Source organism: Pseudomonas fluorescens, from assembly GCF_902497745.1.
In the GTDB taxonomy this organism is placed as follows: domain Bacteria; phylum Pseudomonadota; class Gammaproteobacteria; order Pseudomonadales; family Pseudomonadaceae; genus Aquipseudomonas; species Aquipseudomonas fluorescens_BM.
The window spans coordinates 244,696-270,331 of record NZ_CABVHJ010000008.1; the positions used below are offsets into that span (position 1 = coordinate 244,696).

General features: G+C 59.0%; 37 protein-coding genes and 2 tRNA genes. All 39 read right to left on the reverse strand.

Annotation, left to right across the window (positions count from 1 at the left end; all coding sequences use genetic code 11):
- Positions 1-25: 25 nt before the first annotated feature.
- A complete protein-coding gene (locus tag F8N44_RS15255; protein ID WP_150650870.1) occupies positions 26-811 on the reverse strand; it encodes a C40 family peptidase in 786 nt (261 codons plus the stop codon).
- A gap of 40 nt (positions 812-851) precedes the next feature.
- Entirely contained in the window at positions 852-1,370 is a 519-nt protein-coding gene (locus F8N44_RS15260) for a hypothetical protein (protein WP_150650871.1), read from the reverse strand.
- A gap of 358 nt (positions 1,371-1,728) precedes the next feature.
- The gene (locus tag F8N44_RS15265) at positions 1,729-2,478 is read right to left on the reverse strand and encodes a phage minor tail protein L (RefSeq protein WP_150650872.1); all 750 of its coding nucleotides are present in this window, start codon (positions 2,476-2,478) and stop codon (positions 1,729-1,731) included.
- A 9-nt stretch (positions 2,479-2,487) separates the two neighbouring features.
- Positions 2,488-2,826: a phage tail protein gene (locus F8N44_RS15270; protein ID WP_150650873.1), complete on the reverse strand. Its 339-nt coding sequence runs from the start codon at positions 2,824-2,826 to the stop codon at positions 2,488-2,490.
- Positions 2,826-5,876 carry a phage tail tape measure protein gene (locus F8N44_RS15275; protein WP_150650874.1) on the reverse strand — a complete coding sequence of 1,017 codons (3,051 nt, stop codon included), beginning with the start codon at positions 5,874-5,876 and terminating at the stop codon, positions 2,826-2,828. Before F8N44_RS15275 ends, F8N44_RS15270 begins: the two co-directional genes overlap by 1 nt.
- A 27-nt stretch (positions 5,877-5,903) precedes the next feature.
- Positions 5,904-6,173, reverse strand: coding sequence for a DUF1799 domain-containing protein (locus F8N44_RS15280; RefSeq protein WP_150650912.1), 270 nt, complete (start codon positions 6,171-6,173; stop codon positions 5,904-5,906).
- 53 nt (positions 6,174-6,226) lie between these two features.
- Entirely contained in the window at positions 6,227-6,607 is a 381-nt protein-coding gene (locus F8N44_RS15285; RefSeq protein WP_150650875.1) for a phage tail assembly chaperone, read from the reverse strand.
- Between the two features lie 9 nt (positions 6,608-6,616).
- On the reverse strand, positions 6,617-7,276 hold the full coding sequence (locus F8N44_RS15290; RefSeq protein WP_150650876.1) for a phage tail protein: 660 nt from the start codon (positions 7,274-7,276) through the stop codon (positions 6,617-6,619).
- 39 nt (positions 7,277-7,315) lie between these two features.
- Positions 7,316-7,744 (reverse strand): phage tail terminator-like protein, encoded by a 429-nt coding sequence (locus F8N44_RS15295; RefSeq protein WP_150650877.1) that lies wholly within the window; start codon positions 7,742-7,744, stop codon positions 7,316-7,318.
- The gene (locus F8N44_RS15300) at positions 7,741-8,337 is read right to left on the reverse strand and encodes a hypothetical protein (protein ID WP_150650878.1); all 597 of its coding nucleotides are present in this window, start codon (positions 8,335-8,337) and stop codon (positions 7,741-7,743) included. Before F8N44_RS15300 ends, F8N44_RS15295 begins: the two co-directional genes overlap by 4 nt.
- On the reverse strand, positions 8,334-8,702 hold the full coding sequence (locus tag F8N44_RS15305) for a hypothetical protein (RefSeq protein WP_150650879.1): 369 nt from the start codon (positions 8,700-8,702) through the stop codon (positions 8,334-8,336). Before F8N44_RS15305 ends, F8N44_RS15300 begins: the two co-directional genes overlap by 4 nt.
- A 58-nt stretch (positions 8,703-8,760) precedes the next feature.
- The gene (locus F8N44_RS15310) at positions 8,761-9,108 is read right to left on the reverse strand and encodes a hypothetical protein (RefSeq protein ID WP_034152690.1); all 348 of its coding nucleotides are present in this window, start codon (positions 9,106-9,108) and stop codon (positions 8,761-8,763) included.
- A 25-nt stretch (positions 9,109-9,133) separates the two neighbouring features.
- On the reverse strand, positions 9,134-9,637 hold the full coding sequence (locus F8N44_RS15315) for a DnaT-like ssDNA-binding protein (RefSeq protein ID WP_150650880.1): 504 nt from the start codon (positions 9,635-9,637) through the stop codon (positions 9,134-9,136).
- 56 nt (positions 9,638-9,693) lie between these two features.
- Entirely contained in the window at positions 9,694-10,269 is a 576-nt protein-coding gene (locus F8N44_RS15320; RefSeq protein WP_099759317.1) for a hypothetical protein, read from the reverse strand.
- Positions 10,270-10,320: 51 nt separating this feature from the next.
- Complete coding sequence (locus F8N44_RS15325; RefSeq protein ID WP_150650881.1) at positions 10,321-11,289, reverse strand: major capsid protein; 969 nt, start codon at positions 11,287-11,289, stop codon at positions 10,321-10,323.
- A gap of 11 nt (positions 11,290-11,300) precedes the next feature.
- A complete protein-coding gene (locus tag F8N44_RS15330; RefSeq protein WP_099759319.1) occupies positions 11,301-12,008 on the reverse strand; it encodes a hypothetical protein in 708 nt (235 codons plus the stop codon).
- A 95-nt stretch (positions 12,009-12,103) separates the two neighbouring features.
- Positions 12,104-12,415, reverse strand: coding sequence for a hypothetical protein (locus F8N44_RS15335; RefSeq protein WP_099759320.1), 312 nt, complete (start codon positions 12,413-12,415; stop codon positions 12,104-12,106).
- Between the two features lie 32 nt (positions 12,416-12,447).
- Positions 12,448-13,533, reverse strand: a complete 1,086-nt coding sequence (locus F8N44_RS15340) for a minor capsid protein (protein WP_150650882.1) — start codon at positions 13,531-13,533, stop codon at positions 12,448-12,450.
- Positions 13,508-14,971, reverse strand: coding sequence for a DUF4055 domain-containing protein (locus F8N44_RS15345; RefSeq protein ID WP_150650883.1), 1,464 nt, complete (start codon positions 14,969-14,971; stop codon positions 13,508-13,510). Before F8N44_RS15345 ends, F8N44_RS15340 begins: the two co-directional genes overlap by 26 nt.
- Positions 14,968-16,269 carry a terminase large subunit domain-containing protein gene (locus tag F8N44_RS15350; protein ID WP_150650884.1) on the reverse strand — a complete coding sequence of 434 codons (1,302 nt, stop codon included), beginning with the start codon at positions 16,267-16,269 and terminating at the stop codon, positions 14,968-14,970. The genes F8N44_RS15345 and F8N44_RS15350 overlap by 4 nt, the downstream gene beginning before the upstream one ends.
- On the reverse strand, positions 16,256-16,717 hold the full coding sequence (locus F8N44_RS15355) for a DUF2280 domain-containing protein (protein ID WP_150650885.1): 462 nt from the start codon (positions 16,715-16,717) through the stop codon (positions 16,256-16,258). Before F8N44_RS15355 ends, F8N44_RS15350 begins: the two co-directional genes overlap by 14 nt.
- Before the next feature lie 31 nt (positions 16,718-16,748).
- Complete coding sequence (locus tag F8N44_RS15360) at positions 16,749-17,372, reverse strand: putative metallopeptidase (RefSeq protein WP_150650886.1); 624 nt, start codon at positions 17,370-17,372, stop codon at positions 16,749-16,751.
- 318 nt (positions 17,373-17,690) lie between these two features.
- The gene (locus F8N44_RS15370; RefSeq protein WP_150650888.1) at positions 17,691-17,945 is read right to left on the reverse strand and encodes a hypothetical protein; all 255 of its coding nucleotides are present in this window, start codon (positions 17,943-17,945) and stop codon (positions 17,691-17,693) included.
- Complete coding sequence (locus F8N44_RS15375; RefSeq protein ID WP_150650889.1) at positions 17,942-18,130, reverse strand: hypothetical protein; 189 nt, start codon at positions 18,128-18,130, stop codon at positions 17,942-17,944. Before F8N44_RS15375 ends, F8N44_RS15370 begins: the two co-directional genes overlap by 4 nt.
- Before the next feature lie 51 nt (positions 18,131-18,181).
- Positions 18,182-18,364, reverse strand: coding sequence for a hypothetical protein (locus F8N44_RS15380; RefSeq protein WP_191630896.1), 183 nt, complete (start codon positions 18,362-18,364; stop codon positions 18,182-18,184).
- Entirely contained in the window at positions 18,333-18,710 is a 378-nt protein-coding gene (locus tag F8N44_RS15385) for a hypothetical protein (protein WP_150650890.1), read from the reverse strand. The genes F8N44_RS15380 and F8N44_RS15385 overlap by 32 nt, the downstream gene beginning before the upstream one ends.
- On the reverse strand, positions 18,707-19,030 hold the full coding sequence (locus F8N44_RS15390; protein ID WP_150650891.1) for a phage holin, lambda family: 324 nt from the start codon (positions 19,028-19,030) through the stop codon (positions 18,707-18,709). The genes F8N44_RS15385 and F8N44_RS15390 overlap by 4 nt, the downstream gene beginning before the upstream one ends.
- A 123-nt stretch (positions 19,031-19,153) precedes the next feature.
- Positions 19,154-19,855 carry a hypothetical protein gene (locus F8N44_RS15395; protein ID WP_150650892.1) on the reverse strand — a complete coding sequence of 234 codons (702 nt, stop codon included), beginning with the start codon at positions 19,853-19,855 and terminating at the stop codon, positions 19,154-19,156.
- A gap of 258 nt (positions 19,856-20,113) precedes the next feature.
- Positions 20,114-20,189 (reverse strand) — tRNA-Asn (locus F8N44_RS15400).
- Positions 20,190-20,192: 3 nt separating this feature from the next.
- Positions 20,193-20,268 (reverse strand) — tRNA-Thr (locus tag F8N44_RS15405).
- Positions 20,269-20,402: 134 nt separating this feature from the next.
- The gene (locus F8N44_RS15410) at positions 20,403-21,083 is read right to left on the reverse strand and encodes a hypothetical protein (RefSeq protein WP_150650893.1); all 681 of its coding nucleotides are present in this window, start codon (positions 21,081-21,083) and stop codon (positions 20,403-20,405) included.
- Positions 21,080-21,715 (reverse strand): recombination protein NinG, encoded by a 636-nt coding sequence (locus F8N44_RS15415; protein ID WP_150650894.1) that lies wholly within the window; start codon positions 21,713-21,715, stop codon positions 21,080-21,082. The genes F8N44_RS15410 and F8N44_RS15415 overlap by 4 nt, the downstream gene beginning before the upstream one ends.
- Positions 21,712-21,942, reverse strand: a complete 231-nt coding sequence (locus F8N44_RS15420; protein ID WP_150650895.1) for a hypothetical protein — start codon at positions 21,940-21,942, stop codon at positions 21,712-21,714. The genes F8N44_RS15415 and F8N44_RS15420 overlap by 4 nt, the downstream gene beginning before the upstream one ends.
- Complete coding sequence (locus F8N44_RS15425; protein ID WP_150650896.1) at positions 21,939-22,409, reverse strand: hypothetical protein; 471 nt, start codon at positions 22,407-22,409, stop codon at positions 21,939-21,941. Before F8N44_RS15425 ends, F8N44_RS15420 begins: the two co-directional genes overlap by 4 nt.
- Positions 22,406-22,843, reverse strand: coding sequence for a hypothetical protein (locus F8N44_RS15430; protein ID WP_150650897.1), 438 nt, complete (start codon positions 22,841-22,843; stop codon positions 22,406-22,408). The genes F8N44_RS15425 and F8N44_RS15430 overlap by 4 nt, the downstream gene beginning before the upstream one ends.
- Complete coding sequence (locus tag F8N44_RS15435) at positions 22,840-23,253, reverse strand: DNA translocase FtsK (RefSeq protein WP_191630893.1); 414 nt, start codon at positions 23,251-23,253, stop codon at positions 22,840-22,842. The genes F8N44_RS15430 and F8N44_RS15435 overlap by 4 nt, the downstream gene beginning before the upstream one ends.
- The gene (locus tag F8N44_RS15440; RefSeq protein WP_150650899.1) at positions 23,253-24,059 is read right to left on the reverse strand and encodes an ATP-binding protein; all 807 of its coding nucleotides are present in this window, start codon (positions 24,057-24,059) and stop codon (positions 23,253-23,255) included. Before F8N44_RS15440 ends, F8N44_RS15435 begins: the two co-directional genes overlap by 1 nt.
- On the reverse strand, positions 24,049-24,831 hold the full coding sequence (locus F8N44_RS31760) for a Pyocin large subunit-like protein (protein WP_150650900.1): 783 nt from the start codon (positions 24,829-24,831) through the stop codon (positions 24,049-24,051). Before F8N44_RS31760 ends, F8N44_RS15440 begins: the two co-directional genes overlap by 11 nt.
- A complete protein-coding gene (locus F8N44_RS15450) occupies positions 24,831-25,622 on the reverse strand; it encodes a Rha family transcriptional regulator (RefSeq protein WP_150650901.1) in 792 nt (263 codons plus the stop codon). The genes F8N44_RS31760 and F8N44_RS15450 overlap by 1 nt, the downstream gene beginning before the upstream one ends.
- Between the last annotated feature and the right edge of the window lie 14 nt (positions 25,623-25,636).

The window sequence follows — 25,636 nt, forward strand, 5'->3', positions numbered from 1 at the left end:
CAATTCTGATTTGTCCTTATCCATTTTAGTTCTCCTGCGGCCCAGCCGCGTTATGTGACTGTGAATCTTTGTGCCTGAGAATCAGGCGCATGCGGTCGAGCCAAGGACCGCCGAAGACAATGACCTCAGATGGCCTGCCGTACAGGTGGTGCAGCAGGAACGGCCCGGGGCCGAACGTTGCAGCGTCCTCACCTGGAAGCGCAGGATCAGTGCCGAGGAATATCCCGGCGTGGTTTGGGTAAAAGGTGCGCCCCACTTCCATCACGATCATGTCGCCGCGCTGCGGCTGGTCGACGCGGTAGAAGCCGGCTGCCTCGTAGTTCGCTTCGTAGAGGCTGGTGCTGTCCTTGCTTTCCCACCAGCCATCGGCGCGCTTGAACGCTTCGAACTCAAGCCCCCACTCGCGCTTGTACCAGTCCGCGCAGACCTGCCAACAGTCCCAGGCCCCGTGCACAAATGGCCGCTTCAGCAGCGGCACCTCGCCGGTCGGGACGATGGTGCGCAGATCTCCCTCGGGCCAGCTCAGAATGTGCCAAGGCATCGCCGTCGCTTCGCACATCGCAAGGTCGCGCGGTGATGGCCTGCTGGTTGCGTCCGGATGCGAATGCACCACGCCGATCACTTCGCCGACGTCCTCAGCTGCGGCGTACTGCTCGGGGTCGATCCGGAACTCTTCGTTCGGCTCGGTCGCGACGTTGATGCAGGGGAAGTATTGTTGCTTGCGACCGATCGCCAGCAGAAGCCCGCAGCACTCTTTCGGGTACTCGGCTGCCGCGTGTGCCTGGATCGCGTTGAGAATGTGTTTGCGCATTTATTCTCACCCAACAAAAAGGGCGCCGAAGCGCCCTTTACTAATTTGGAGTTTTCTTTGATATCGGTGGCCTGAGCACATCTGCACCCACAAGCCCTGCGTTCATTCTGTTGCGAATGGTCTTGCGTGTCACTCCAGCAACTGCAGCCCAATCGACTAGCGTCTTCTCAACACCATCAATTATCAGCGTGGCGTTGTGCTCTCTCACAGGCTTAGAACTTGCCTCGTCAACGGTTAGACCAGCTTTTAGTCGGTTGTATAGGGTCGACTCCTTCATCCCGGTATCGCGCCAAACTCCAGCGAGATGCTTTATAACACCTTGATGGTTCACCATCGCGTTATTGCGCTTGTGCTCGCCTTGGCCCATCGCGTCGGTCCAGCGACAATTGTCGGGCGTGTAGTCACCGTTCTCGTCAATTCGATCGATACTCTGACCTTTCTGCTTTTCGCCCATCCCAGCGATAAAACCAGCGACTTCCTGCCAGTCTTCACAAACCTGGATTCCGCGGCCTCCGTAATCTGGATAGTCCTTACTAAGCGGGTTGTAGCAGCGGTCCATCATCGCCTTCCACGTACCGTAGGCTGAGTGCCCGTGCAATCCATGGATGGTGTGAGTTTCGATTACGCGCTTTTTATTGTAGCAACCACATGATACCTGTATCCCGCACACAAGCGCGCTTCGCTGGACTACTCGCGATTCTCCGCAATCGCAAATGCAGTTCCACAAGCTGGTTTTGTATGGTCTGTCGTTCGGTTGCTTGCTTTCGACTGTGAGGTTGCCAAATCGCAATCCCACTAGGTCTGATGGATATTTTACTTTCACTTCACACCCCTACAGCATGAACCCTAAATGTGGGAGTGGCAGACCGGTTAGGGGCCGGCTTTTCGGGAGCTACCCTAGCCACAAAGGCATTCTACTATGATCTTGCCACGAGACTCACAGCGGGAAATCCACCGAACGGCAGCGGATTGCCCTCGCCGAAGCGCGGTATGCAGCCCTTGCCCAACGTGGCGTCGCACTCGTCCAGTTCCGGGTTGTCGGTAACGACGCCGTCCTTGGTCACGTACGGGCCGGTGTATCCACAGTTCGGCCCACGGTAGCCACCGGTGAGGCACCAGTGGCACAGCGTAGTGGCCTGCCGGCCGATGGACTCGTTACCGACGTCGCCCGGGCTGGCCAATTCCCAACTGACGTTCTCCCCGTCCTCGTTCGTTTTCTGGTCGATGTACCAGACCTCGATCGTCTCTTGGGTAGGGTCGGCCGTTGGGTTGCCGGCCGGGAAGTTCGCCGCGTCGAGGTAACTGCCGAGCGTATGGCGCATCGTCAGCTTGAACTCGAGCAGATCCTCGAACGCCAGACATAGCGCAGTGATGCGCCCGTTGACGTTACCCACTGACAATGTCGGCCGGACCGCCGTGCCGTCGCCGTTCGACTCGATGCCGTCGATCTGCATCGGCCAGGCGCTGTACTCGTTGCCCTGCCAGTAGATAGCTTTCGCCGGCAGTTGATCGGCATCGGCGCCTGCAGCGATCAGCTCGGCCGAAGTGTGCGGTATCGCGTGCCCGTGAAAGCGCAGAACATCCGCCCCGTAGTCCGTGCCGTCCAATTCAAAGAGCAGCACTTCGCTGCCAGGTTCAAGCACCTGGATGTCACTGATCAGCGGCATGATTGCCCCTCATGGTTTGAATGCCCGCTCGAACGTGGCGGTGAGTTTGAAGACCTCACCGCCCATTGGTGTGGGAGCGGGATTTTTGCAGGTGAACAGTCCGAGTTCGCCGAGCGGCGTTGTCCAGAGAAACGCTTTTGCCCCGGCGTGTCTATCGAGGAACGCCATGATCTGCTGCACCTTGGCCTTGTGCCCGACGCAGGTGATTGGATAGGAGTCCTCTTTGTTGTTCGGGCCGTCGCCGACGTTCTGCGCGTAGCCGTTGCCGAACTTCGAGGTGCGCACCCGATAATTGATATCGGGTGTTTCCCCGCGCTGGGTTGGCCAGGTGAATTTCTCGATGGCCATTAGGCCCTCCCATTTGCATTTCGGAAGCTGGTACCGCCCGCACGCCAAGAGTCAGCAACGGCTTTCTCGGCCACGGCCTGCATTTGCGACTGTAGGTTTTTGGAAAGCGCTTGTTGGTCGATCTGCATGCCTTCGGAGCTGCGATCCTCGGTCACCACCGTGACCGGCGCGCTGATGCTGATTGCAGTCCCGGAACCACCGCCAGCCGCGAGAACACCCAGCTTGCCGCTGGAAGTCCGGGTCAACGGCATGATCGCCTCCGGCCCCGCCTCACCCATGACACCCGCCCGGCCTCCGGCCATCCCGAAGGCGGTCGGCGCGCTGACAATGCTGTTGGTAAAGGCGCCGCCGTTGGCGAACATCTGCACACCCGACGACCATGCACCGCCGAGAGCCTGCGGGAAGTAAGTGTTGGAGTAACCTGCCGAGGATGCGCCGAGATTTGACGACGTCGCGCCCGCTGATCCAGCCGCCAGCCCATTACCGCCACCGCCGCCAGTGAAGTAACTAGTGGCGGCACCCACGAGGCTGCTCAGCAGCGCCGAGCTGGCCTGCCGGGTCGCGATCCGCGCCATGTCCGCCAAAATCGACTTGGTGAAGTCAGCAAACGACAGCTTCCCCGTCATGGCGAAGTTGACGACCGCGTCTTCCATCGAGCTGAAGGCATTGCCGAACAGGGTTTTCGTCTGGCCGGCAATGTTGCTCGCCGAGTCTAGATAGTTGGCCCAGGCCGATGTCGCGCCCTTGGTCCAATCACCCTGCGCCGCCTCAACATCCGCGTAGTTCTGCCGGATCTGATCGGTTGCGGCCTTGTTCGCATCGGCGAGAGCCTGCGACTTACGGGCGAACTCCTCCTCCGACATATTCCGCGACGGGTCGGACTTCTGATTTGCCAGTTCCAGCGACTGCTGTGCGAACCGATCCTGCTGGCTGTTCAACTCACTGTTGAGCGCGTTCTGGCGATCGCCCTGTCCAACACCAAGCACTGCGCGCTGCCCTGCCAGCTCCAGTGCGCGCTGCTGCTGAGCCAACGCCTGAACGTAGGTCGTGATCGCCCGCTCTTGCCGGGCAAGGCGGCCGGTTTCATTCGTGGCCAGTACCTCGAGCTGGCTGTCCGCGTCCTTCTGCGCTTTGACCATGCCCGCGTGCGCGTCGGCGATCTTCTGATCGAGCTGGATGCCTTGCGCGGCAGAAGTGGTCTTCTTCGCCTTCGCGGCTTCCAGCGCAGCAATCTCCGCCTCGTAGGCTGCAGTCACCTCGTCGCGCTCGTTGCCGATCTGCGCTTCGCGTTTCAGGGCGTAGTCGGCTTGAGAAACGAGCCCGGCCTTCTGCTCGGCGTCCAGTTCCTTCTGGGCGTTTTTGTACTCTTCGCTGATGGCTGCGAGGTTGTTTTTGGCGTTGTTGAAACTGGTCAGATCAACCTGCGATCCAGCCGCTTTCGAATCCTTGAACTGGTCGCTGATGTTCGCCAGGTTCTTGTCGATTGCCGCCTGATTCAGGCGTGGGTCGCTGGGTGCGACCTTGCGGATGTCTTCGAGCTGCCGCTTGTATTCCTTGATCGCGTCGGTACGTTTTTGCTCATTCGTCCACGCTGATTTGGTGAGTGCGTCGACCTTGGCCATTGAGGAGACGGCATCGCCCTGAGCTTTCGCCTGCTCTCCTTGCCATTTGGCGATATCCGCTTCAGCAGCTTTCTGGTCCTCCAGCATGTTGAGACGATTCTGGTAGAGATCAATCATCTCCTGCTTGTTCTGGAACAGGCCGACATTGCCTGCCTGAGCGCTCGCCAAGTCGCGCTGGGCTTGCTCGATATCGGCGCCGATATCGCTGCGCCCGATATTCTTCAATCCATCAGCAGCCCGAGCAACGGCGTTGTAGCCCTTCTCCCAGAAACTCAGATTCTCGAGGATTCGCGGTGTGCGCTCGTTGATTGCATCAGCGAACGACTCGGTGGCCAGCTTCACGGCGCCGGCATGGTCGCCCTGCTTCTCCAGCGCGGTGATTTGCGAATAAACCGACGCGGTCAGGTAGTGGTATTGCTCGTTCAGTGCGGCAGAGGCTTTTACCGGGTCGTCGGCGAGCTTGGCGAACTCCGCTACCGTCTCGGTTACGGCCTTGCCAGTCGCTTCCTGCATCGAAACAGCGGCCTGAGTGATTCCGGTGAAGCTCTCGCCGGCGATCTTGCCATTGTCGGCCAGCAGAGCCAGCACTGCGGCGGCCTGACCAGTGGTGCCAACGGTTGCGCTGACCTGGCGAGCCATGTCGCCCAATTGCCCGGCACTCACACCTGCGTAGTTGCCGGTCAGGATCAGCGATTTGTTGTAGCTATCCTGCTCCTCGCTGCCCCTGTAGAAAGCGTATGCCAGCCCACCTACGGCAGCGGTGGCGAGCGCAAGCGGACCAAGAATTGCGAGCAGTCCCGCCGCACCCTCACCCGCACCAGCGCCCAATTGTGCGACTGCGCGAACGCCGCTACCCCAGTCACCCGAAGACAGTGCATTCCCCAGTTGCACGACGTTTTCCTGCGCTTGGCGAGTGCCGAGGCGCAGCTTGTCGAAGCCGGTGGTGGTTTTGTTGAGTTTGTCGTAGTCCTTATCGATCTTGCTCAGGGCGGTGTTGTACTCGTCCTGACTGATTCGGCCGGCGTCCAGATGCTTGCCCAATTGCTCGACCTGGGTGTCCAGCTTCGCCAGTGCGGCGCGGGCCGGGTCAATGGCGCCCAACAGGCTGTTCAGTGCCTTCTGCTCATCCATGGTCGACTTGGCCAGCGCTACTTGCTGCTTGTCTAGCTGCGCCGAGATCTTCGCGGCCTCAGCCTCGCCATAGGCGCCGGTCTTGGTCAGCTTCGCCAACGCATCGCGCTGTTTGGCAAGGTCCTGTGTGGTCTTGGCGTTGGTAGAAAGCGATTTCTCCAGCGCCTGCATTTCGTTCATCAGCGAAACGGCGGACTGCTCGGCCCGGCCGCCGGCCTTCGCCATTTCATCCAGGCTGGTTTTTGCCTCGATCGCATCGGCCGAGTCGATCTTTATGCCGAGTTCGGAAATGTTCATCGACTCACCTTGAATAAATGCCCGTGCTTACGGGCTGTTTTCCCTTTCCTCCGCCATAACGCGCAGGGCTTCGCCTTCCAGCACCTGCAGGTCAGGAAAGATTTCAGCGAGTTTCTTTTTCTTGATGCCAAGGAAGCCGGCAACGTCTCGGATGCAGTTGTAATCGAGGCCGATGGCTCCACCGGTGCCGACCCGCCACTGCGTGGACATTCGGTTGAACAAGATAAAGGCCGGCCAGTTGCATGGCCAGACCTCTACATCGTCACCGGACAAATCGGCAGCCGTCAGCCCGAGGATTGCCAACTGCTCAGCAGATGGTCCGCTTTCGTACAACGCTGCGGCTGCCGCCCTCAGTTTCCCAAACGGGCCTGATTGAATGCGCTCTGATAGGCATTCACTACCGCTTCGGCAGTACCCTTGCACGACTTCACAAGGGCAAGGATGCTCTTGTCGTCGAACTTGTCATCGAAGCCCCAGCCCGCGACCAGATCCTTGATCTGCTGCACCTGATACTCGGTTTCGGCAGCAACGACTTCTGACAATGTGGTGCTTTCCCCGAATCCCTCGCGCATTTCCTTCGCTTTGAGGTTCCACTCGTCGAAGAGCGCGGCGAGTGCCGGGCGATCGCGATACTTGAAGGTGAACTCGATTGCCTCGGGCTCACACCCGACGATAGGTATGTGCACGAGAGCCTTGAACGTAGGGTTCTGAGCGATCCTGATCTTTGCCATGAGAAGTCCTTATGCGCCGGCCAGGTAACGGAGCGAGCGAGCAGAAAGCCCGATGCTGATGGTTCGCGTCATCACGTTGTTACGCTCCATCGTTGGATCAGGAGTGATGCTCACATAACCCGGGTAGAGGATCTGATCGCCGTTGCGCAACTTCATGCGCACGACGGCCAGCTCTTTGGTGTCGTCGAAGCCCTCGACTGTCTCGACGTATTGAGCGGTCGGCTGATCCTCCACCACGATGGTGATCGTGGTCGGGTTGCGGTTGGTTGGAAATTGCTTGTCGTCGTCATCTTCCAGGTAGCCGACAGTTTGGTATTGCTGCTCACCGCCGGAGGATGTGAAGGACGTAACTTTCGAGATTTGCGTCCATCCGGACACGGGTATCACTGAGCCAGAACCAGCACCGGCAGTGAATTTGTCGGTGTTGGTGGTATTGAGACCAGCCAAGGCAAAAGCATCGGCGGTGACGCCGGACGCCTTTACTGCGCGGTCATTGATCAGCGCCCAACCGGAGTTGATCAGCAAAACGTCGCCGTTTTCAATGTCGTGCCCTACTGAGGCAGCGACCGGCGGTTTCGCATTGGTCAAAGCAGTGAAAGCGACGGCGGATCCCATAATGCTGGCGATCTCCAGCACAGCGCCGTTCGGCAGCGGGAAGCGTGCGGCCATGGTGTGTTTCCTCTTGAGTGCCCGCCTGACGGCGGTAGGTTATGCCCCAGCGGGCGGTTGGTCTGCGACACCTGCGTAGGTGAAGCTGGCCGGGACCGTATAGGTCGCCGACTCTGTGATGGTTGGCCCCTGATCTACTGGTTCCGTGATGAGGCCATCGAACCCGTTGCGGGCCAGTGGCGTGTCTACGCGAAAGAGTCGTGTCAGCTCTTCAACAAGCGTCTCTGCGGTGGCCATGGCCTGGGCAGACGGACAAACAATGCTGATTTGATAAACACCGGCGTATTCGTAGGCGTCCCCGCCGAGATAACGGCAAGTGGTGCTGGCTGGAAGCTGAAAGGCCCGGAGATAGGTTTCAGATGGATTTGGCGTGAATGGCTGATTCGAGTAGGCCACTCGTATTGGACGCGCAGCCGACCATGCGGCCAGCTTCGTTTCGATGGCCTGACGGGCGCGTGCGTGACTCATACCTGATTGTTCCTGATGGCCTCCTGCACGATCTGCTGGAAGCGAGCCACGGTTACCCGGACCATGCCGCCGGGGGCCTGAGTGGAATGGCCAAACTCCAGAGGAATCGCATAGGGCAAGTTGTTGATGATGTAAGCCATCTGGCCGGCGGTGAAATCGCTCATCGCAGCAACCAGTGCCGCAGTGGTTTCGGCGCCGCTCGGGTCTACCTCGTCGAAGGTGACGCTCTCGAGCACGCCCAGCGATATGTGCCAGTTCGCACGGAACCGGCCACCGACGTAGCCCTCTGGTGCCTTGATGTCCATGCCGTCGTTGATCTTGCGGCCTTTTTTGAGCCTGCCGCCCTTGGTTAGGTTGGCCGGATCACTGCGCAGCGCGCTGTTGTGGTCGTCGACAGCCTTGTTGTACTGGGTCGCTACAGCGTTCTGCGCCCATATCTCTGGGTTGCCCACGGGAGACATGCGGATCAGGCTGCTGCCGACCTCGATGATGATCTCACGCACGCTCGCGTCGATGGCTTCGCTGGTCTGGGCAGCAAACTCGGCAAGACTCAGCGCAAAGCTGCCAGATTGCCCGGCACCCGCCCTACTCATGACCGCACCTGCAGCTCATAAAGGATCGTTGTCCCGGCGGGATTGATCTCCTTAAGCGGCGGGACGATCGACCAGGTACGGCCCAGAATGATCACCTTGTTCAGCAGATCCGGTACCCATTCCAGTCCCTGCGCGGCGATCTTGAGCTTCTTGTCGCCCTGCTTGATGAGGCTGTTGTTCTGGAACTCCTGACCGGTGAAGTCGAGCAGGACGCCTTGGGCGGTCTGTTCAATGCTGGCGCCCGGCGCCTCGCCGCCCGTCTCCGGGTCATACTCGCCCGGCTCGGTCTTGCTGATGGTTACGGGCTGGCCAAACTCTGTGATCATCTCCAGAGCCATCACGGCCATTTCGTCGTAGAAGGCCATGATGGCTCCTGATGTAAAAAGTCCAGCTCGATGGCTGGGCTTCCTCAAATACCTCGGATCAACCGAAGGTTAATGTAACTTTCGCTTTGGATGGATCTAATGCATTCAGGATGTCCACGCCAACCTCCGGGAGCAACATCCATTGAGGTTTGCCAAAAGTCTGCGGATATCCCATCCCACCCTCTTCAAACCAGCGACACGCGACGCTCAGATCGGATTGACCATCCCAAAATCCCGAGGCGATCGCAAACTCACCATTGTTGAAAATGATGCTCTGTACTTTAAATTTGTTGGTGCTATTCAACATGCTAATAACCTCTGTCGTTATCTGATAACCCCAACCGTTTTCAGCCACCACGTTTGCGGCTCTACTCACTTGGGGAAAAGCGAAGATCTCCTGATTCATTCACCGCGTCAAATGCTCATCACCACTACGCTCTCACGGCGAACAACCCGCGTTTCTGTAAATAATCAGCAAACTGCGTGGCGCTCGGCCGGTCCGGCGCCGCCGGCAGCAGTCGGCCGCTGGTGTTAGAGATCGTCGCGTACTCGCGAGTTACCGCACCTTCAACACGCTCCAGTGTTACCGCGCCTTTGCGCTTCTCGATCGGATCGACGTCGTCGGCGTGGATCTCAGCAGCCAGCGCCATCTGGCCGTACTGAATTCGCGCCGGCAGGTAGTTGTCAGGTTTGATCTCGTAGTCCAACTCAACACCTCGGCGCGGCCAAGACAAGGCCTGCTCGCTGTTGGTCTTCCGCCCTTTCCACGCCATACCGTCCATTGCCAGCGCAGCCCGGCGCAGCAATGCTTCCTGTGCTGGCACCTCCGCCGGGATGACCACGCCGAACTTCACGGCGTACATGGCCAAGTCCTCAGCGGATGCGTAGCTTTCGGCGTCAGGCTTACTGGTACCGTCCTCGATGATGAGAGTCATGAATCAGCTCGCTGTGTTTTTTTGAATCGGGCACCAGTGATTGCGCACCCGGATTATCACGCGCTCGGAAGCTCAGAGACCGCCTTTTCCAGCGACTCAACCGAAGCATTCGCTCGATACGGCACATTGGCAGCGTCGAGCTTCGCTTTGAGACCAGCGATCTTCTCGACATTGTCGACCGGTTCCGCTGCTGCCTTGAGGCGTTCGACTTCGGCGCGTAAGGATTCAACCTCGCCCGCCAAGTTGTCACGCTCCCCCGTCAGCGCTTCAAAGCCTTCATGAATGGATTTCAGTGCACCGAACAAGCGAATTGGCAGTTCGCCGGCGCCCGGGTGTTCCAGTTCAGTCAGGCCTTCGGCGGCGTCGATCAGCAACACGATGCCGTCACGCTCCGCATTCAACTTGTCGATCAGCTCCTGCAGCGCAGCGTGATCACCACTATCGACGATCAGCACCACCGGTGCCGGTTCAACCTGTCGCACCGTCACCTCCGGCACATCATCGGCCTCACCCTCGCGACTTTCGGTGATGTTCGCGTCGATGATGCGCAGCCCGTATTCCTTCGCCAGCGCCTTCACGTCTTCCCGGTACTGGTGAAACGGCCCGGGTAGATACCAGATTTTGTTGCTCATGATTGCATCTCCGCCAAGCCGGGCACACGTCCCGGCTTGGACATTACAGGGTTACTTGGAGGCGTCACCGATCAGGGCCACACCGGCGGTGTGCTTGATGCTGGTAGCGGTCTTGTCCCAGTTGGTTCCGGTTGCCAACTCAGCGTCGGTTGGCGACTTGCCGCCGGTGGTGGTGTCCCAGGTGTAGCCCTTCAGGCCCAGGCCGAAGGTGTAGTCGGTTTGCAGCGTGGTTTCGATACGCTCCTTGCCGTTGGTGGTCTGGACGTTGCTGATAATGTCGCGGCCGTCGTGGACCAGCGCAGCGCCTTGCACCAGGGACAGGATGATTTCCTTGTTCGGGGTGCCGGCCTGCATCAGCGCCGGGGCATCCGTCACAACGGAGATCTTGCCGAGGATGTCCACCACGCGAACGTTGCCCGCCTGGAACAGCTGCTGCTGGTTCGCCAGGTTCTGGCCGACCAACTTGTGGTAGCTGGTGCCTTGCATAACCTGGGTGACCAGGTTCTGACTGGCGTCGCCGAACTTCGCGTGGGCGTTGTTCAGGCTGGCGTAGGTGATGCCTGCGGTCGCCGATACATCGTTGACCGCGGAGGCTTGGGCCGTGATTGCTGCCACCAGCGCCGCGATCGCAGTGTTCAACTGATCCTTCAGCAGGATTTCAGCGAACGCACGGCTCGCGACTTCGATACCTTGCGCGGTTGGGCGCTCCAGCCAGGTCATCTGCGATGGCTCGTAGCGGATCGGGCCGAAGCCGCCGGCGACTTTAACCGAAGTGTTCTTCAGCTCGGTCAGGTCGGTGGCAGCAACGGCGGCGTTGGCGCTGTAGCGGTCTACGCGGCGCTGGGCAGCAGCAAGAGTCTGGAAAAACGACTCTTGGAGGAAGTCGCCAGTGAAGCCGTCCGGGGAAAGCACAATAGCACCCCGGCTCGCAGCGTTGAACGCGGCGAGATATTGATCCAGCGTCTCGAGAGTCGCCGGCATGATGTATTCGTTGAAAACCTGCATTTGCGACAGGGACATGAGTTATTTCCTTACGATTGAGGGAGATCTGGGAACCGGCTTGCGATTGCAGCCGTGCGTTCCTCTTTGGTACCGCCGATTTTTCCTTTCGGGGCCCCGCCCCCACCACCTGCACCGCCGGCCCCGCCGCCCGATGCCTTGCTACCCGCGATCAACGGCGCGAACGCCGCGTCATTCGCGATTTCTGCTTTCAACTCGTCCAGCGTTGCCGCCGAGAGTTTGCCCTGTGCGTCGAGGACGACCACAACAGGCTTCCCGTCGCGCTGCTCGACGCTCAGACGGCGTTCGATGTGCGGCAACAGGGCTTTTGCGCTGCCTTGAACAGCCAAGGCAGATGCGATATCAGTAGCGGTACGGCCAACAGTCAGATCCCGGATCTGCCCGCTCAGCGTTCCACGCTCCTGTTCCAACATGCCGTTCAGCTCAGCTTCGCGGCGGGTAAATTTTTCAGTCCAGGAACGCTCGAGCTCTTCGACGTTGCCGGACTTGCGAGCGGCTTCTTCACGCTCAAGGCGCGCTGCATCTTCAGCTTCGCGCGCCTTCTTCTCGGCGGCTTTCTTCTCGCCGAGCAGCTCATCAACCTTGGCCTTCAGGCCGGATACATCTTCTTGCTGCGGCAGACCTTCAATGCCGAGTACGAACTTGCCGTCCTTCTCGGTGTAAAGAGCGCGCACGGCTTCATCTACCCCTTCCAGGGTATCCAGTTGGAATTTCAGCATTGGTTGTCTCCCAGAGACGTAGGTGCAGGCCCTGCCTGCGGGCATAAAAAAACCCGCCGGAGCGGGTTTTCTAACAAGTCTTTAAGTAGGCGTTACTACAGGCCGAGATCGCTCTCAAGGCGCCAAATATTCACTTCGTCCTCTCCAAACGGATAGTACGGCTCCGCCATTTCGATACTTTTCAGCTCCTGACCTTTGGTATACATCCAGGTGTTCTGAATAAACGCCATCAACATTGCGTCATATATGTTTTCTCTAAGCCGGCCTTCGCGCACCGGTCTTTCGGTCAAAGCCTTAAGCTCATCGTGTTTAGCCTTGCATAGAGCCGAATCATTCGGATTGGCCATGACGCACTTGAAGATCGCAGACAAGATTTCCCTTTCGAAAATGGTCAAATGTTTAACCACGTTAGACGCTCCGTTCTGATGAGCCTGGGAATCTACAGCTTGGCTTTTTCAAACGCTAGAGGCTCTAAAGCTTTCATCTGTACGAGAGTCAGTGGTGAAAAATTGCGATCAAGCTGCAGTTCAGCGAACCGCTCAATGCTCAGCCCACCGTCTCGAAACAACTTCGCCCGAACCGGACCGATAGCCTTGTCCTGAAACGCTGCCGGCTGCTGCTTGAGCCAGTCGTAGTAGCTGAGGTCTGCCCTTACCTGCTGCGCGCCAGAGTCGCCGACGGATGCACGCGTGGCGCCCTCGGCAAACAGCGCGCTGAAGCGAGTAACCGCCACCACCGTCGACCGGCAGTTGATGTGGATCGGCGGCCTCGGCCCTTCGGTCAGCTTGAAACGGCGCTTGTCGAGCGTCCGGCACTGGCTGGTAGTCTTCGAATCCAGGGTGCTGACCCACTCCACCGACGGCACGACATCAGAGTTCGCTTTCAGCGTCTCCATGCGCGCCTGGGTAGCGACGTGCTGCACCGCCGTTCGCACGATGGCGCCAGCGTTGCGGTTGGTCGTGGCCAGAATGCCGTCGTTGTACTTGAGCGCTTTGGTCCCGCGGATGTTCTTGATGATCTGGAAGTTGGTTTGGCCTTCGAAGAAGCCCTGCCGAATCGCGCCAGTGAGGCGTTGTCGTTCGGTGGCGGTGAAGCCATTGATGAACGACTTGAGCAGCTTCCCACCGTCGGCACCGCGCACACTGAGCGGGTTGGTGAGGATTGCCGCCCTGATTGCTGCAGCACCCGGCACCGCCGCATCGAACGAAACGCCAACCGGCGCCGCCCGGGTCAGGCTGGTCGCCTCAAACTCGGCCTCGTAGTTGGCGATATCCACCAAATCGAGGTTCAGCTTCTCGCTGTACCGGTCGAAGATGCCGAGCAGAAGGCTATCCACCTCGCTCAGCAGTCGCTCCAGGCGGGCGACGGTGTAATCCGTCAGGTCGGCCCGGGTCAGCCGCTCGCGGATCGAGCGGTCGATCTCCTTGAGGACAGGTGCGAACTTGGCCATCTCCCCCGACTTCAGTTGCTCAAGGAAGACGGCGTGCCGAATCGTGGCATCAAGGATCGCTTGGTTTGCCGCCATTTAGGTTTGCCTCGTCGTCGTCATCCAGATCCGGTCCGGTGCTTTGCGCTTCGAGTTCACCCCGAATTTCATCGTCCGTTTTCTCCGGATTGATCACGCCTCGATCGCGCAGGTACTGCCAGAAGTCGCCCTCAGGCAACTTGCCGCCCTGCACTGCGTTGAACAGTGCCGCCAGGATCGTCGCGTCCAGAGTGATCTGGCTGAAGTCCTGGTTGAGCTTGTAGACCACCTCACCGGAAACATTCACGAATTCAGCCATCCATGCCAAGCACTGGCTGTAGGCCTCACTGACGTTGCTGACCACCAGCGACAGGACGCTGTGTTCGGCGGCGCTGTCGTTGTCGGCCTGGGTGGCAGTCTTCACCGCGCTACCTCGCTCGATCAGCCGGGCGCCGAGCGACACCATGTCCTGCTTCTTGGATTCCATCGCCTCCTTGGCCACCGTGTTCGGCTGAGCCTGCCAAACCCCGCAGGTGCCGTTTACTGGAAGCATCCAGGGTGCGCGGGAGCCGAGGAAGATGCCGCTTTCCTCCATGTGATCGCGCCACTGCTCATCGAGACCGGCCATCCAAGGCTGAGGCTGCCCAACCAGGTACGCCGCCTCTTCATAATCCGCGCTATTCCGATAATGACCGATGTTCACCTCGGCCATGTCGTAGAGCGGCGCGTCATCGATGCTGGTGTCGTTGTTCTCGCTGCCCAAAAACTGGAACGGGATCACCTGCCACGGGCGGCCAAGACCATTCAATGGTGTGAATGGCGCGACTTTCTGAGTTGTCGCGCTTGAACCCTCTTCCCACACTTCCTGCGTGTACTGCCCGGAGACATCAAGGCGCAATACCCGGTATTGCACGACCTGCTCACTACCGAAACCATCGTCCGTATCTACGTCGACCGTTTCGCGCAGCACGACAAGGCTCAACAGGTGCTGGCCGCCGACTTGGCGGGTCTTCCAGTTGATGATCGACTCAGCGGTGTAGCTGGCGATGTTCGCTCGGGCGCGACCGGATAACTCGTCGGCCTTGCTGACAGTTCCAGCCTCGACCGCGGCGTAATCGACCAGCAGCCCATGGCGGCCGACTTCGAGCAGATGCCCGATAACCGACTGCGATTGCTGGTAAACGCTCACGCCCTGCCCGTCGATATCCTTGGATACGTAATCGAGTGCGCCGGGAACAGTCAGCGTAGGCCAGGTACGAAACACTGCGCCGACAAGGCTGTGCTTCGTGCGACCGGTAGCGTTGTAGAACACCGCGCGCTTCTTGTACGCGTCATAACGGTCGCGGTTGTCCTGGGACTTGTCCGACGCGTTCGGCCTTGGCAGATAGCAATCGCCGGCGGCCTTTACCGTTTCCGACCCCTTGCAGACGTCGCGCACCAAGCGCCAGCGGTACTGTGCCGCCTTGTACTCGGGACGAGTAAAAGTGACGTCCGTCATCGGGCGACTCCCATTTTCATTGAGGTGACCGGTTTAACGATCGGGTACTCGCGGTGAATGAAGTAACCGCCGCCGTCGTTGGCGTGGTCGTTGCCTTGGCTCTTGTCTGGCTCGCCGTTGGGCGCCCAAATTTGCTGTTCGAGACCGTCGGCGTATGTCGGGCATGTAAACGCGTTGACCAAGTAGCGCCGCTCGCCCTGCGCGTTACAGAACATGGCGTTCATGGCGTTGATTCGGTCCTTCACCGGTGGGTTGGCCGCCGGCGCGATGACCGTGAAGCCTGCCTGCTTGAGCATGGCGATATCGGTGAGGCTCGCATTGACCGACTTACGCGAATCACCGGAGGCGTCCGGGTAGATCCGGATCTCGCAGGTCTTCTTGTAGTCGTTGCCGGTGTGTTCCCAGTACCGCTCCTTGATGCGACGAATCATGTCCGGCGTGTCGTAGCCATCCATCAACTCGTCCACGGCTCGCGGTAGGCCTTGATCACGTTTGACGTGGGTGATCGCGGCCATCTTGCCGACATTGAAGTCCATGCCGATGAACAGCGGCTCACCGCGCTGCACAGTGTCGAAGCACTGGTTCAGCTTGCGGTCGTAGGCGTGGTAGATCGATCCGGATGTCAGGTTGACGAACTGGCCATTCAGGTACGCGCGAATCAGTTGCTCGGGGTACGACTCCATCAGCGAGGCGATGTAGTCGTCAGGCAGGTTCAGCTCGTTGTCGAAGGTGCTGGCCTGGATAAGGCCGTACATCTCCTTCAGTGCCGGCTTGTCGCGCAACTGCTTCACGAACTGGAGGAAGACGAACTTGAAGCCTTCCGGCGTCGTGGTCACGTCCACGCCGTTTTTCAGCCCGGGTAGGTTGTAACGCATCCGGGCAATGATCTTGCGCCAAGCCTGCTGCGCCTTGATCGACGTCAGCACGTCCAGTTCATCGACCAATGCGTGACCGATCTTGAAGCCGACGATGGTTTGCGGCTTCTCCATGGACCGGCAGATCACAGTGCCGCGATACTGCCGGCCGCTGTAAATGTGAACCTCATGGTTCGCCTGATTGATCTTGGTCTTCAGCCCCCAGTCGTAGGCCACCTCCTCCATCGTGGGATAGAAGATGTCTCGGATTTGCGGGTAAGTCGGTGCGAAGTAACCAGCGTTGACGCCGGGCCACTCCATGAAATGCTTGCTCAGTGCTGAGCATCCGACCCAGGTCTTTCCGGAGCCGAATCCAGCAACAAAGGCGCGAAACTTGTGGGGCAACAGAAGGAATTGCGACTGCGGAACATTAAGGCTCGGCATTCGGCTTCCTCGCATCCACTACGTCGACCTGGATGCGCGTCGGGATTGCCGGCTCATCGTCTGGCTCGTCCTTCCGGTTGCGACTGACGTAGACGTCGCCGACTTCCTTGGCAGCCTGCTCAAGGATCTGCATGGCCAGGCCGATGTTCTTCATCGTCTCGGCCCGCTCGACAAACCGGTTCATCGCACGAAGGCGGAATGCTCGGTTGGCGATCGGGATCTCGGCGGTTTCTTCGCGGAAGCGCTTGCGGGCATCCTCAAACATCGTCACCCAGCGCTTGGCCAAGCCTTTCCCTGATGTCTTCGTGGGGTCGTGTGTCTCCACCTGCTGGCGGGTCACCGATATCCCGTATTCCTTTTGGACGGCTTCAACAACCTGTGAAGGCGTGTCGAAGCACGCCAAGGCCTGAACGATAAAGGCCTTCACGTCGTTTTGAAGGGCTGCCATAGATTTTCATCCGTCCAGAGCCTGTCCAGAATCAGGCCGACTTGAGCAGACAGGTTCCGCAGGCCCTCGCAATGTTCATATTTCCTACCTCAGCAGGATTGTTTGCAGCGTCCACCAGCTCTTGAACTTGAGGGCTCGCCCCATACCGACGCACCACACCGACGAACTCTTCAACGTCGTGTCCGCGCATCTCAAGCTTGGGCAATCCTTCCTGGGTGAACTTGGGTGCGCCGTGCTGATCGGTCGCTTGAGCGATGTGGTACAGCTCATGCTCGACCAATGCGCAGAAGTCAGCGTCGGAGCAATCCGCGCAGTAGTCGGCAGCCAGAGTGATGATGTAGGCCGGCACGTCGCCGAACCAATCCTGCATCTGCTGTTCCATCCGAGCCTTCTGCCAGCCACCTGCGCGGAACGCGACCTGCTCAGCTTGGCCCACCACAGTGCGACCCTTCTTCGTGAAGGCAGCAGACGCCCACATCACACGAATATCCGCATCGATCAGATGGGCGTGGTCTTCGTTGTGGATGCTGCCGGTGTCGGCGAGGATCTCGGCTTGGAGCCAGTCCCACACCTCAGGCGCAGGGATCAGGCGAATACCGAAGCTGGATAGATCAGACAGTTCGAGCAGCGACTCTGGCGGCATCGGCCTGTTCATGGCTCACCTTGCACTTGTAATGGTGGCTGGATGCCGGTATTGATGGGAATCAACTAACTCTGCGCAAGGAAGGCAACATGTCTGACGCGATCAAAGCTATCTCTGTAAATGGCAACTTGGCATACGCTCGACTCCAACCGGACACCCAGAGAGCAGTAGCGGTAGGCGCTGCTTTGGAGCTGATCTCAAACAGGGTCCTAAGCTCTGCCTCTGTGCACCTCAGCCAGGAAATGGACAAGCTGTCTGTCTACGCAGATCAGATTCAGGAAGCTCTGAAAGCTAAGTGATCTGCCAGTGCCGCACTCACCTGCGGCACAACTACCCTTCCCCGCCGTCCAGCAGCACATCAATCAGCTTCTGCTCACCTAGGCGCATGGCACCCAGGCATTGCAGGTCGTCGCACTTGGGGCCGAGCCCGAACACTGTCACCTGCCCTTTCGGGCCTATCAGGGTCAAGGCGCCTACGGTGCATTCCGGATGGACACCAGCATCAAGGTCGTCAGCGATCTTGCGCAGGGTCTTGGCAGCGTCGCGCCATCCTTCCCGCTTGAAATCAATCAGCTTGGCGGTCATGCGCTCACCTTCTGCAGCCATTCTTCGATGATGCGTTGCACTACCGGCTCGGTGAGGATGGTGGAAGGTTGCTTGCCGTCGATCACTGACTGGATCAGCGCGCGCGGGATGACATGGGCGCCGTCACTGGCTACCACCATCAGGTGCGGGCGCTGGTCGGCGATGTCATGGATTTCTGCTGTCATGCTCACTCCGTGTCGCGACACAATTTGCACTCTCGCGAAACGTGTCGCGACCTACTTGCTCTGACTGCGCTTGATCTGCGCGTCCACCTGGTCTGCACAGGTGTCGAGCAGGTTGATGGCTTGATTCTTCAATTCCCACAGCTGGCCGTTGTCGGCGAGGTCTTCATCAGCAACTCGCTCACAAGGCACCAGCTCAGGCGCTTCAATTCTTACGGCTTGGGTCTTTGTTACCACCGCCGGCTTTCCCGCGCAGGCCGTCAGGCAGAGGCTGAGCAGCCCAATCACGAACAGGCTTGCTGCTGCGTTTGAGTTCTTCAAAGTTCTTCTCCGCCTTTCTGGCCTTGGCCTGACTGGCCTGTAACCGCTTGTTCAGGTCTTTCTGGTAATCGGCGTTGCGCTGGGCTTCGGCGCGCAGGGTGGTGATCGTGGCCTGGCTTTCGAGGTTGGCGTCCACCGCCTTCTTCTTCTCGCTGGCTTCGAATGCCACCTCCCCGCGAAGGGCGACAACACGAGACTGTTGAATCCCTACGAGCAGCAGGCCGACCAGGGCGATGATGATTGCAGCAGCGAAGGCCTTCATGCGGCATCCGCCTTGCGACCAAGGAAGCGGGTCACCAGCTCGCGAATGGCTGTCACGCCGAGGAACCCAATAGTCCCTCCTGCAGCAACCGACAGACTGGGCGGCCAGGTCATCCACTCGATCACGCTGGACGCAACAAGGCTCAGCGATCCACAGATCAGCGATTCGAAAAGGATCCGACGCTTACTGGTTTCCTTCGCGTCGTACATCACGCGAAGCAACGATACGGTGATGGCCATGATTGCGCCCTGCCAGAGCGGATTGCTCAACGCCAGCCAGATCTTGGCCCATGTGTCTGGCTTGTCAGGCATGTTTGGCATCCGGGTTGCCTCCCCCTTGGGGAGATTGATAAATCCGGCATCCGCTGCACTCCCAGATCGGAGCAATGGGTGTGGGGAGCCGAAAAAAGTAAGGCCCAATGGTGAGCCGCTTAATTTGGTTGATTAGTCAGGTGACTGCTTGATCTTGACCATACCGTCAGAGAGCATCTCGATGCTCGCGGCCTTTACGATGATGTCGGGGCGATGTACGCCGCTTGAGTTGACGTCAACGCCAATACCCATCCCCGCACAAATCCACCGGCCATTGGCGCGATCCAGCTTCATCGACCATGACGGGTGGAGGCTGTTGATAGATGCATCTTTGACAGTCTGCTCCCGCACATAGACTTTGCCTTCCGCGACAATAAACGGCCCTTGATCTTCGAGAGCTCCGAACCTGACTCTGAGCTGGCCATTGTGGAAGATACTGAAGTTGCCTCCAGCGAGCCCGTTGAGTCGCCCGGGTAAAGATTCCTTGTCGATGCGCAACTTGATCTCGTCTGGCGTCTCTGTCCGCTCATAAGTCAGCGTGGCGCGAACGTCCGAGCCATCACGATCGAAAGAAATATCCTCGGTTTTAAGCTCAGCGCTACCGCGAAAATCGGCTGGAATCTTTTCCAGTTCCCGACCGATAAACTCGTGATACTGCAATGCATTGGCTGGCAAATCGTAATCAGACCAGCTTCCCGCCGTGACCGTAATCAGCTTTGGCTCGGCGCAAGTCTTCTCGCTCGAGCTGTGAATCTCGAACTCGCTGGTTTCTTTGTTGAATTTCCAGCCGGACACGCCCGGCACGTAGTCGTCAGATTGAATCGAACCGGACATTTGCTTCGCCTCATAACGAAAAAGCCCCTGCGAATGCAGAGGCCCTGAATAGGTGCGCTCGTCTTTCCGAGCTGTCGGCCAAAGGCTTTCTCAACGTCGACGCCCCTTTGCATCGATCTCGCTGATCCAGTCTCGCGCCACCCCGAAAGCAAGTTTGAGGTCAGGGTGCGCGGGCTGCCGGCGTTGATTCCGTACGTCGCACTATCCGGCTATCGACGTCCAGGCCTTCCCGAAGGCTGTCCTGGCTACAGGTGTTGCTGGCTGGCATAGGAGGGTTCGAACCTCCGACCGGGCGGTTAACAGCCGCCTGCTCTACCAACTGAGCTACATGCCAATGTGGTGCCGTCACGAGGATTCGAACCCCGGGCCATTCGCTTACAAGGCGACTGCTCTACCGCTGGAGCTATGACGGCGAATTTCAGGCAATAAAAAACCCGGCGCAGTGGCCGGGTTTCTTTTGTCACTCCTCGATACGCGCAGGAATGACAGGATGGGTGAATAATGCGACATGGCGACATGACATTGCAAGCCCTTTTGAGGGACTATTTTATGCCGCCTCGCCTTCCAGCACCCCGACCGCTTCAAGCATGTGTTGCGCCTCGACCAGAGCCTCGTTCACAAGCGATTCCAAACCGTCTTTGATGGCCTTGTTCCAGCGCTGGTAAGTTCGCTCTGTAAGTCCTTGGGAATCCCAGTTCGTCATGTCGTAGTTCGAATCGGCCAGGACGATCATCTCGCCGGGCTTTTCCTCTGCTACCGCGCGCGCATGCTTGTTGGCCCGGGCAACGTCAGCGTCTGCTGCCGCGTTGCGCCAATCCCACTGCCCCTCCTCCTTGTTCTCCCGGTGCTTCGGTGCCTTGATCTGGGTAACCGCTCGCTGAATGCCCTTCACCTGCTGCGGCACCGCCCACACCAAGACGGCCTGTTGCGTGAAGCGCTGCGGTGCTGGGGTATTCACCACGGCGACTAGCCGGCCGATGGAATCGATTTTGCGGCCACGGTGGGTGCTGTACTTCGCCACCAGGGCGTTCCAGTGCCGCGGAGAAAGCTGAGCGTGCAGGAGCTTGTGCACGATGCAGTCAGCCAACAGCGCGGCATCCTTGCCAGAAATCTCCCCCTTGAGCTTGCTGGCCTGCACCCGGGGCTCGACGTTGCATCCGCCGGAACTGTTGATCGTCTCGGCGGCCAAGGCCCGAACTACTGCTGAGATCACATTGTGGTAATTCATGCTGCCTGCCCCTTCTTCAGTTCGCGGGTCTTGGCCCGGTACTCAGCCTTGATGGTTTTTATTTCTTCGACGGTGTATTTGCGGGGCTCATGAGGCCCTTCCAACCAAGCCACAGTTTCGGCGCCGATGCGCAGAACCAATCGGATGCGGTACTCGACTGCGTTGCCGGACAGGTTGCGGTTGCACTTCACGCACTGGCGATGAATGTTCAGCGGCTCGAATCGCAGCTCAGGACAGGCGCCGACGGATCGGTAGTGCCCAGCGTCCCAGCGGCTGCCCGTCATCAGGTCGTTGTCGTTCGGCATCGAGTCGCAGCTGATGCATGGCAGGTGCGCGTCACGCAGGCGGACGTACTCGTTCACGGCAGCCTGAGCTTCGCGCAAGTGGTCAGCCCTGGTCTTCAGCTTCTCCTTGCGGACTTTGATCTCGCGGCGACCAACATCGGCTAAGGCTTTCTTGGCACTTGCCTGCACCTTCTCGGACTTGCCGTGAGCGATGGCGCACTCGATCTCTCCGCACACAGCCTGGCCGCCACGCGCTGGCGTGAACATCACCCGGCAGGATGGACAGCGTTTTCGCCGTGGGCCGCCAGACCTGAGCGGGGTTTTGCGCTGTAGTGGAGTGCGCTTCATGCAGACCTCCAAATCTGATCGCGCGTCTTGAGCCCATTTTTCTTGGCCTCGCGCTTAACCTTCCGCAGCTCGGACTGAACCTGCTCAATGGTCATTTCGCCCGCATGTATCTTGGCAACAAGGGATGCGCGCAATGCTGTGCTGTCGGCGACAATCCCTTGCTCTTCGGCAATCTGGAGAGCGACACGCTTATCCGTTCGACGGTCATACCAGTCACGACGACTCATGCGGCCTCCTGGCTCAGTAGGTCATCGAAGTGCACGCCCTGCGGTGCGAAGCGCGCGACAATGCGATCGGTGTACGCCACGCCTTGAGCGCGATTGAACAGGCTGGTCACCGGGAACCCGTCAGGGCCGAACAAATGGCATTCGCCCATCAAGTCCAGCTTGGTTTCGTATGGCAGGTGGCGCATCACCCGATACCACTCGGCCTGAAACCCTGCGTCCTCGTTCAGCAGGATCTGCACGCCGACATGCAACTTGCAGTACCGGCGAGCGTCGGACTCGTCGCCGATCTGGGTCATCTCGGCAATCCGCTTGTACATCGCGAACCACAGCCTGTTTTGATCCAGCGTGCGGTCTTTACCAGGGCGCAGCGATACCACGACGAACTTCTTGTCACGGAACATGGCGCTGAGCTTGGTGATTGCCTCGGAGAGTTTGGCCTGGCAATTGACGCTGATCTTGTCAGTCATGGCAGCCGCGCCTCGACGATTGAGCGCATCGGACTACCTTGAAGACCTTTGCGAGCCAAGTAGTCCAGCGCTTGCTCTGGAAGATCGTTGCCAGGCGCGGCGTTGCGAAGCCGACAGACGAAACGCTTTATCAGCGCAGCCAAGTCGTCCACGACCACAGCCAGCTCCCGCACTTCTCCAGTACGCTGAGCAAGGCTGCATGTCAGACCATAAATCTCCTGACTGTCACTGACGCTCTCGTTCTTCCACTTCGAGGCTTCGGCGCGCAGCGCTTCGTTCTCGGCCAGCAGCTCAAGAGCCACCTCCTCCACAGTCTTCTCCCCGAGGAATTCCTGCAGCGCCTCGGTGTTGCGCTTCCAGTCTGCGCAGTCGGCACGGAAGGACGCAGCTTCGGCCCACAGCAGCTTCTGGAGTTTTTGTTTGTCGATGGTCATGGCTTCACCTGCTCTGGCAGAACAGATCGGCGCCCCTCGGCGTCAATTGGCGAAACGATTCCTCTGGAGACCAGTTTGTCCATGAGGCGGCACGCCCCTCCGTAGCTAATCTTGAAGTTGCGCTGCAGAGCCGAAATCGAGGCGCGACCCGTTGCGCGGACGAAACTCTCTGCCCGCTGGATTTCTTCTGCTTCCTCAGCCGCGAATTGCTGAAGCATGGCCTGAACTTCTGGGCTTATCTGTGACTGCTCCACCGCCTCGCGAGACGCCTTCCAGCCCCACCACGCATACTTAGGCCCTGTCGAGGCATACGATTCGCCCTGGCGGTCATCGCGGAATTCCTGAACTGGCCGACCTGTTTCCAGAGCTATCGCCGCCTCAAACTCTTCACGCATCTTGTCGATGCTCATCAGAAGCCCTCCTTGCCGCGCTGAGATTCCCATTCGAACGGGACCACGATCATTCCGCCCTCTCGCAGGCGATCGACGCAGCGGTCGCCCATGGCTGACGGCAACTGGCTGGCTTCGAGGTTGGAGATCACAACCGTCGGGCGCTTCTGCTCGTACCGGCCGTTGATGATTGCGAACAGGGTCGTCAGCTCGAAGTCGCTCGGCTGCTCCTTGCTCACGCCTACCTCGTCCAGCACCAGTAGATCGGGATCAATCAGGCTCGACAGAATCTCGGCCTCGCTGCGTTCGCTGTGCTTGTCGTACGTGGAGCGGATCGCCTGCAGGATTGCGCCGACAGTGCGGTACACGGCCGTGCGCGACGTGTTGTGCAGCAGCTCGTTCGCCATACCTGCGCCGAGGTGCGTTTTCCCGGTACCGGGCTGTCCGATCAGCACCATGCAGCGACCGGTCTTCAGGATCTCGTCAAATATCTGCACGTAGTGCTGGCAGAACCGGAGGGCTTTGCGCTGGCCTTCGTTTTCGGCCTGGTAGTTGCCCAGGGTGCGAGTGGTGAAGCGTTTCGGGATCAATGCATCGCCCAGCTTGCGAGCGAGGGACATGCGCAGTTCCATCGCCTTGTTGGCTTGTTCAGCGGCCTCGGCCTTCTCCCGGGCGATACGGCTGCATTCGGGGCAGTTGCTCTTCAGCTCGCGGCCCAGCACCGCATAGACCTTCTGCTCGTAGGCGCCGTGGGTTTCACACTCGGCAGGCTGGATGCGAGTGCCAGGCGGAAGTTCTGGAGTTTTTTGGACTGGCTCAGAGCGCATAGCTGCCGTCCTCCCGCATTTTCAGGCCGGAGGTGTAATCGCGATCGGCGAAGCCGGTATGACGGGATTGCGGGAATGGGTGCACGTTGCTGGCGACCTTGTCCGGGAAGATGCCGGTCCAGCCGTTGGAGATAGAGGTGGCGAGCACCTGATCCGGCGCGGCATGACCCAGCAACGCCTTGGCCTGCTGCTCGCAGCTCTTGGCGGTCAGCGGCTTGCGAATTTCCTTGCGGTGCTGGCACCAGTCGGCCCACGCCTTTTCGGACACGTTCTCGGGCTTGGCTGTGAGGGGGTCGAATTTGCCAGACTTCGCGGGTGCGCCAGCACCATGCTTTTGATCTTGCTCTTTCTTCTCTTCTCTTCTCTTCTCTTCTCTGGTCCGCGTTTTGTCCGCATCGCTTGCGGACACATTGCGGACAGAGTTGTTTTTGCGGTCGTTACGCTTGCGCTCGCTGTCGTTGGCCCGGCGCTTTGCACTGGCGCCGTTGTGCTCGTCAAAGCGAGGCATTACAAGGCTTCCATCGTCCTGCACGGACGCCCACTCCACTTCGATCATGGCCTTAGTGAAACCTGGCCAGCCAACCACGGCATCCATCGCATCGACACTGTAACCGTGCAGTACGCCGTCGTCGGAATGGGTGTCGAAGATGCTCCACGCAATGTGCAGTCCACCAATAATCCGAAGTCTGTCCGCTTTCAATGCGGACACCATGCGGAAAACTTTCGGATGTGTCTGAAGGTCGATTCGCATTTTGATCCAGTCCCCGGCCATTACGCGGCCCTCAGTGCTTTGTCGTGGGTGAACAGCCCGTCCCAGGTCTTCTTCATTGGCAGATCGCCAGCCAGGTACAAGTCGTAGAGGCGCACGGCGCCCTTTTTGAGCAAGACTGGCGTAAAGGAAACAAACGGTTCTTTGCCGTGAGGAGTGACTTCGTGCTGATGCTCGGTCATGTACTTGTCGCGGGCGTAAGACGCCACACGGAAGCGCAGGCCGGATTTGCTCTCGTTGTAGAGCCAGTTGCGGCCTTCGAGAAACTTGCCCACCTGCATGACGTTGACCCCATTGAGGCCCTTGCAGAATTGGGCGGGGGTCATCCCCTCCTTGAAGAGGTTTTCCAGGGAGTGGATTTTCTCAGCCTGTTTCTCGACCTGAACAGTCAGCAGCAAGCGGGCCTTTTCAGACTCCATTGCGATCTGCAGGATTTCAATGGTGGAAAGCTGCTGAGGCTGGCCGCCCCGGGTCTCCAGCTCTTGCCAGCGATCAATGACGCGAGCTCGGTGCTCGTCGCTATAACCGGCGACCACCAGGTGCGTGTCACGCTCGATTAAATCGTAAACATCGGTCGGACGTCCGCCGGTAGCCTCCCTGCGGGTTTTACGAGTAGATCGTAAAAGTCCTTTGCTGAAGAGGCGCTCGATGGTGGCGATTACATCGTTGTGGCGCGCCTCCACCAGGTCGGCAATCTCGCGAGACGACATGGTGGTACGCGACACATTTTCAGAATTCGAAAAACGTGTCGCGACACTGTTGGGGGTATTGCTTGAAGTAGGTTGGCTATGCATAATCGGCCTCATCA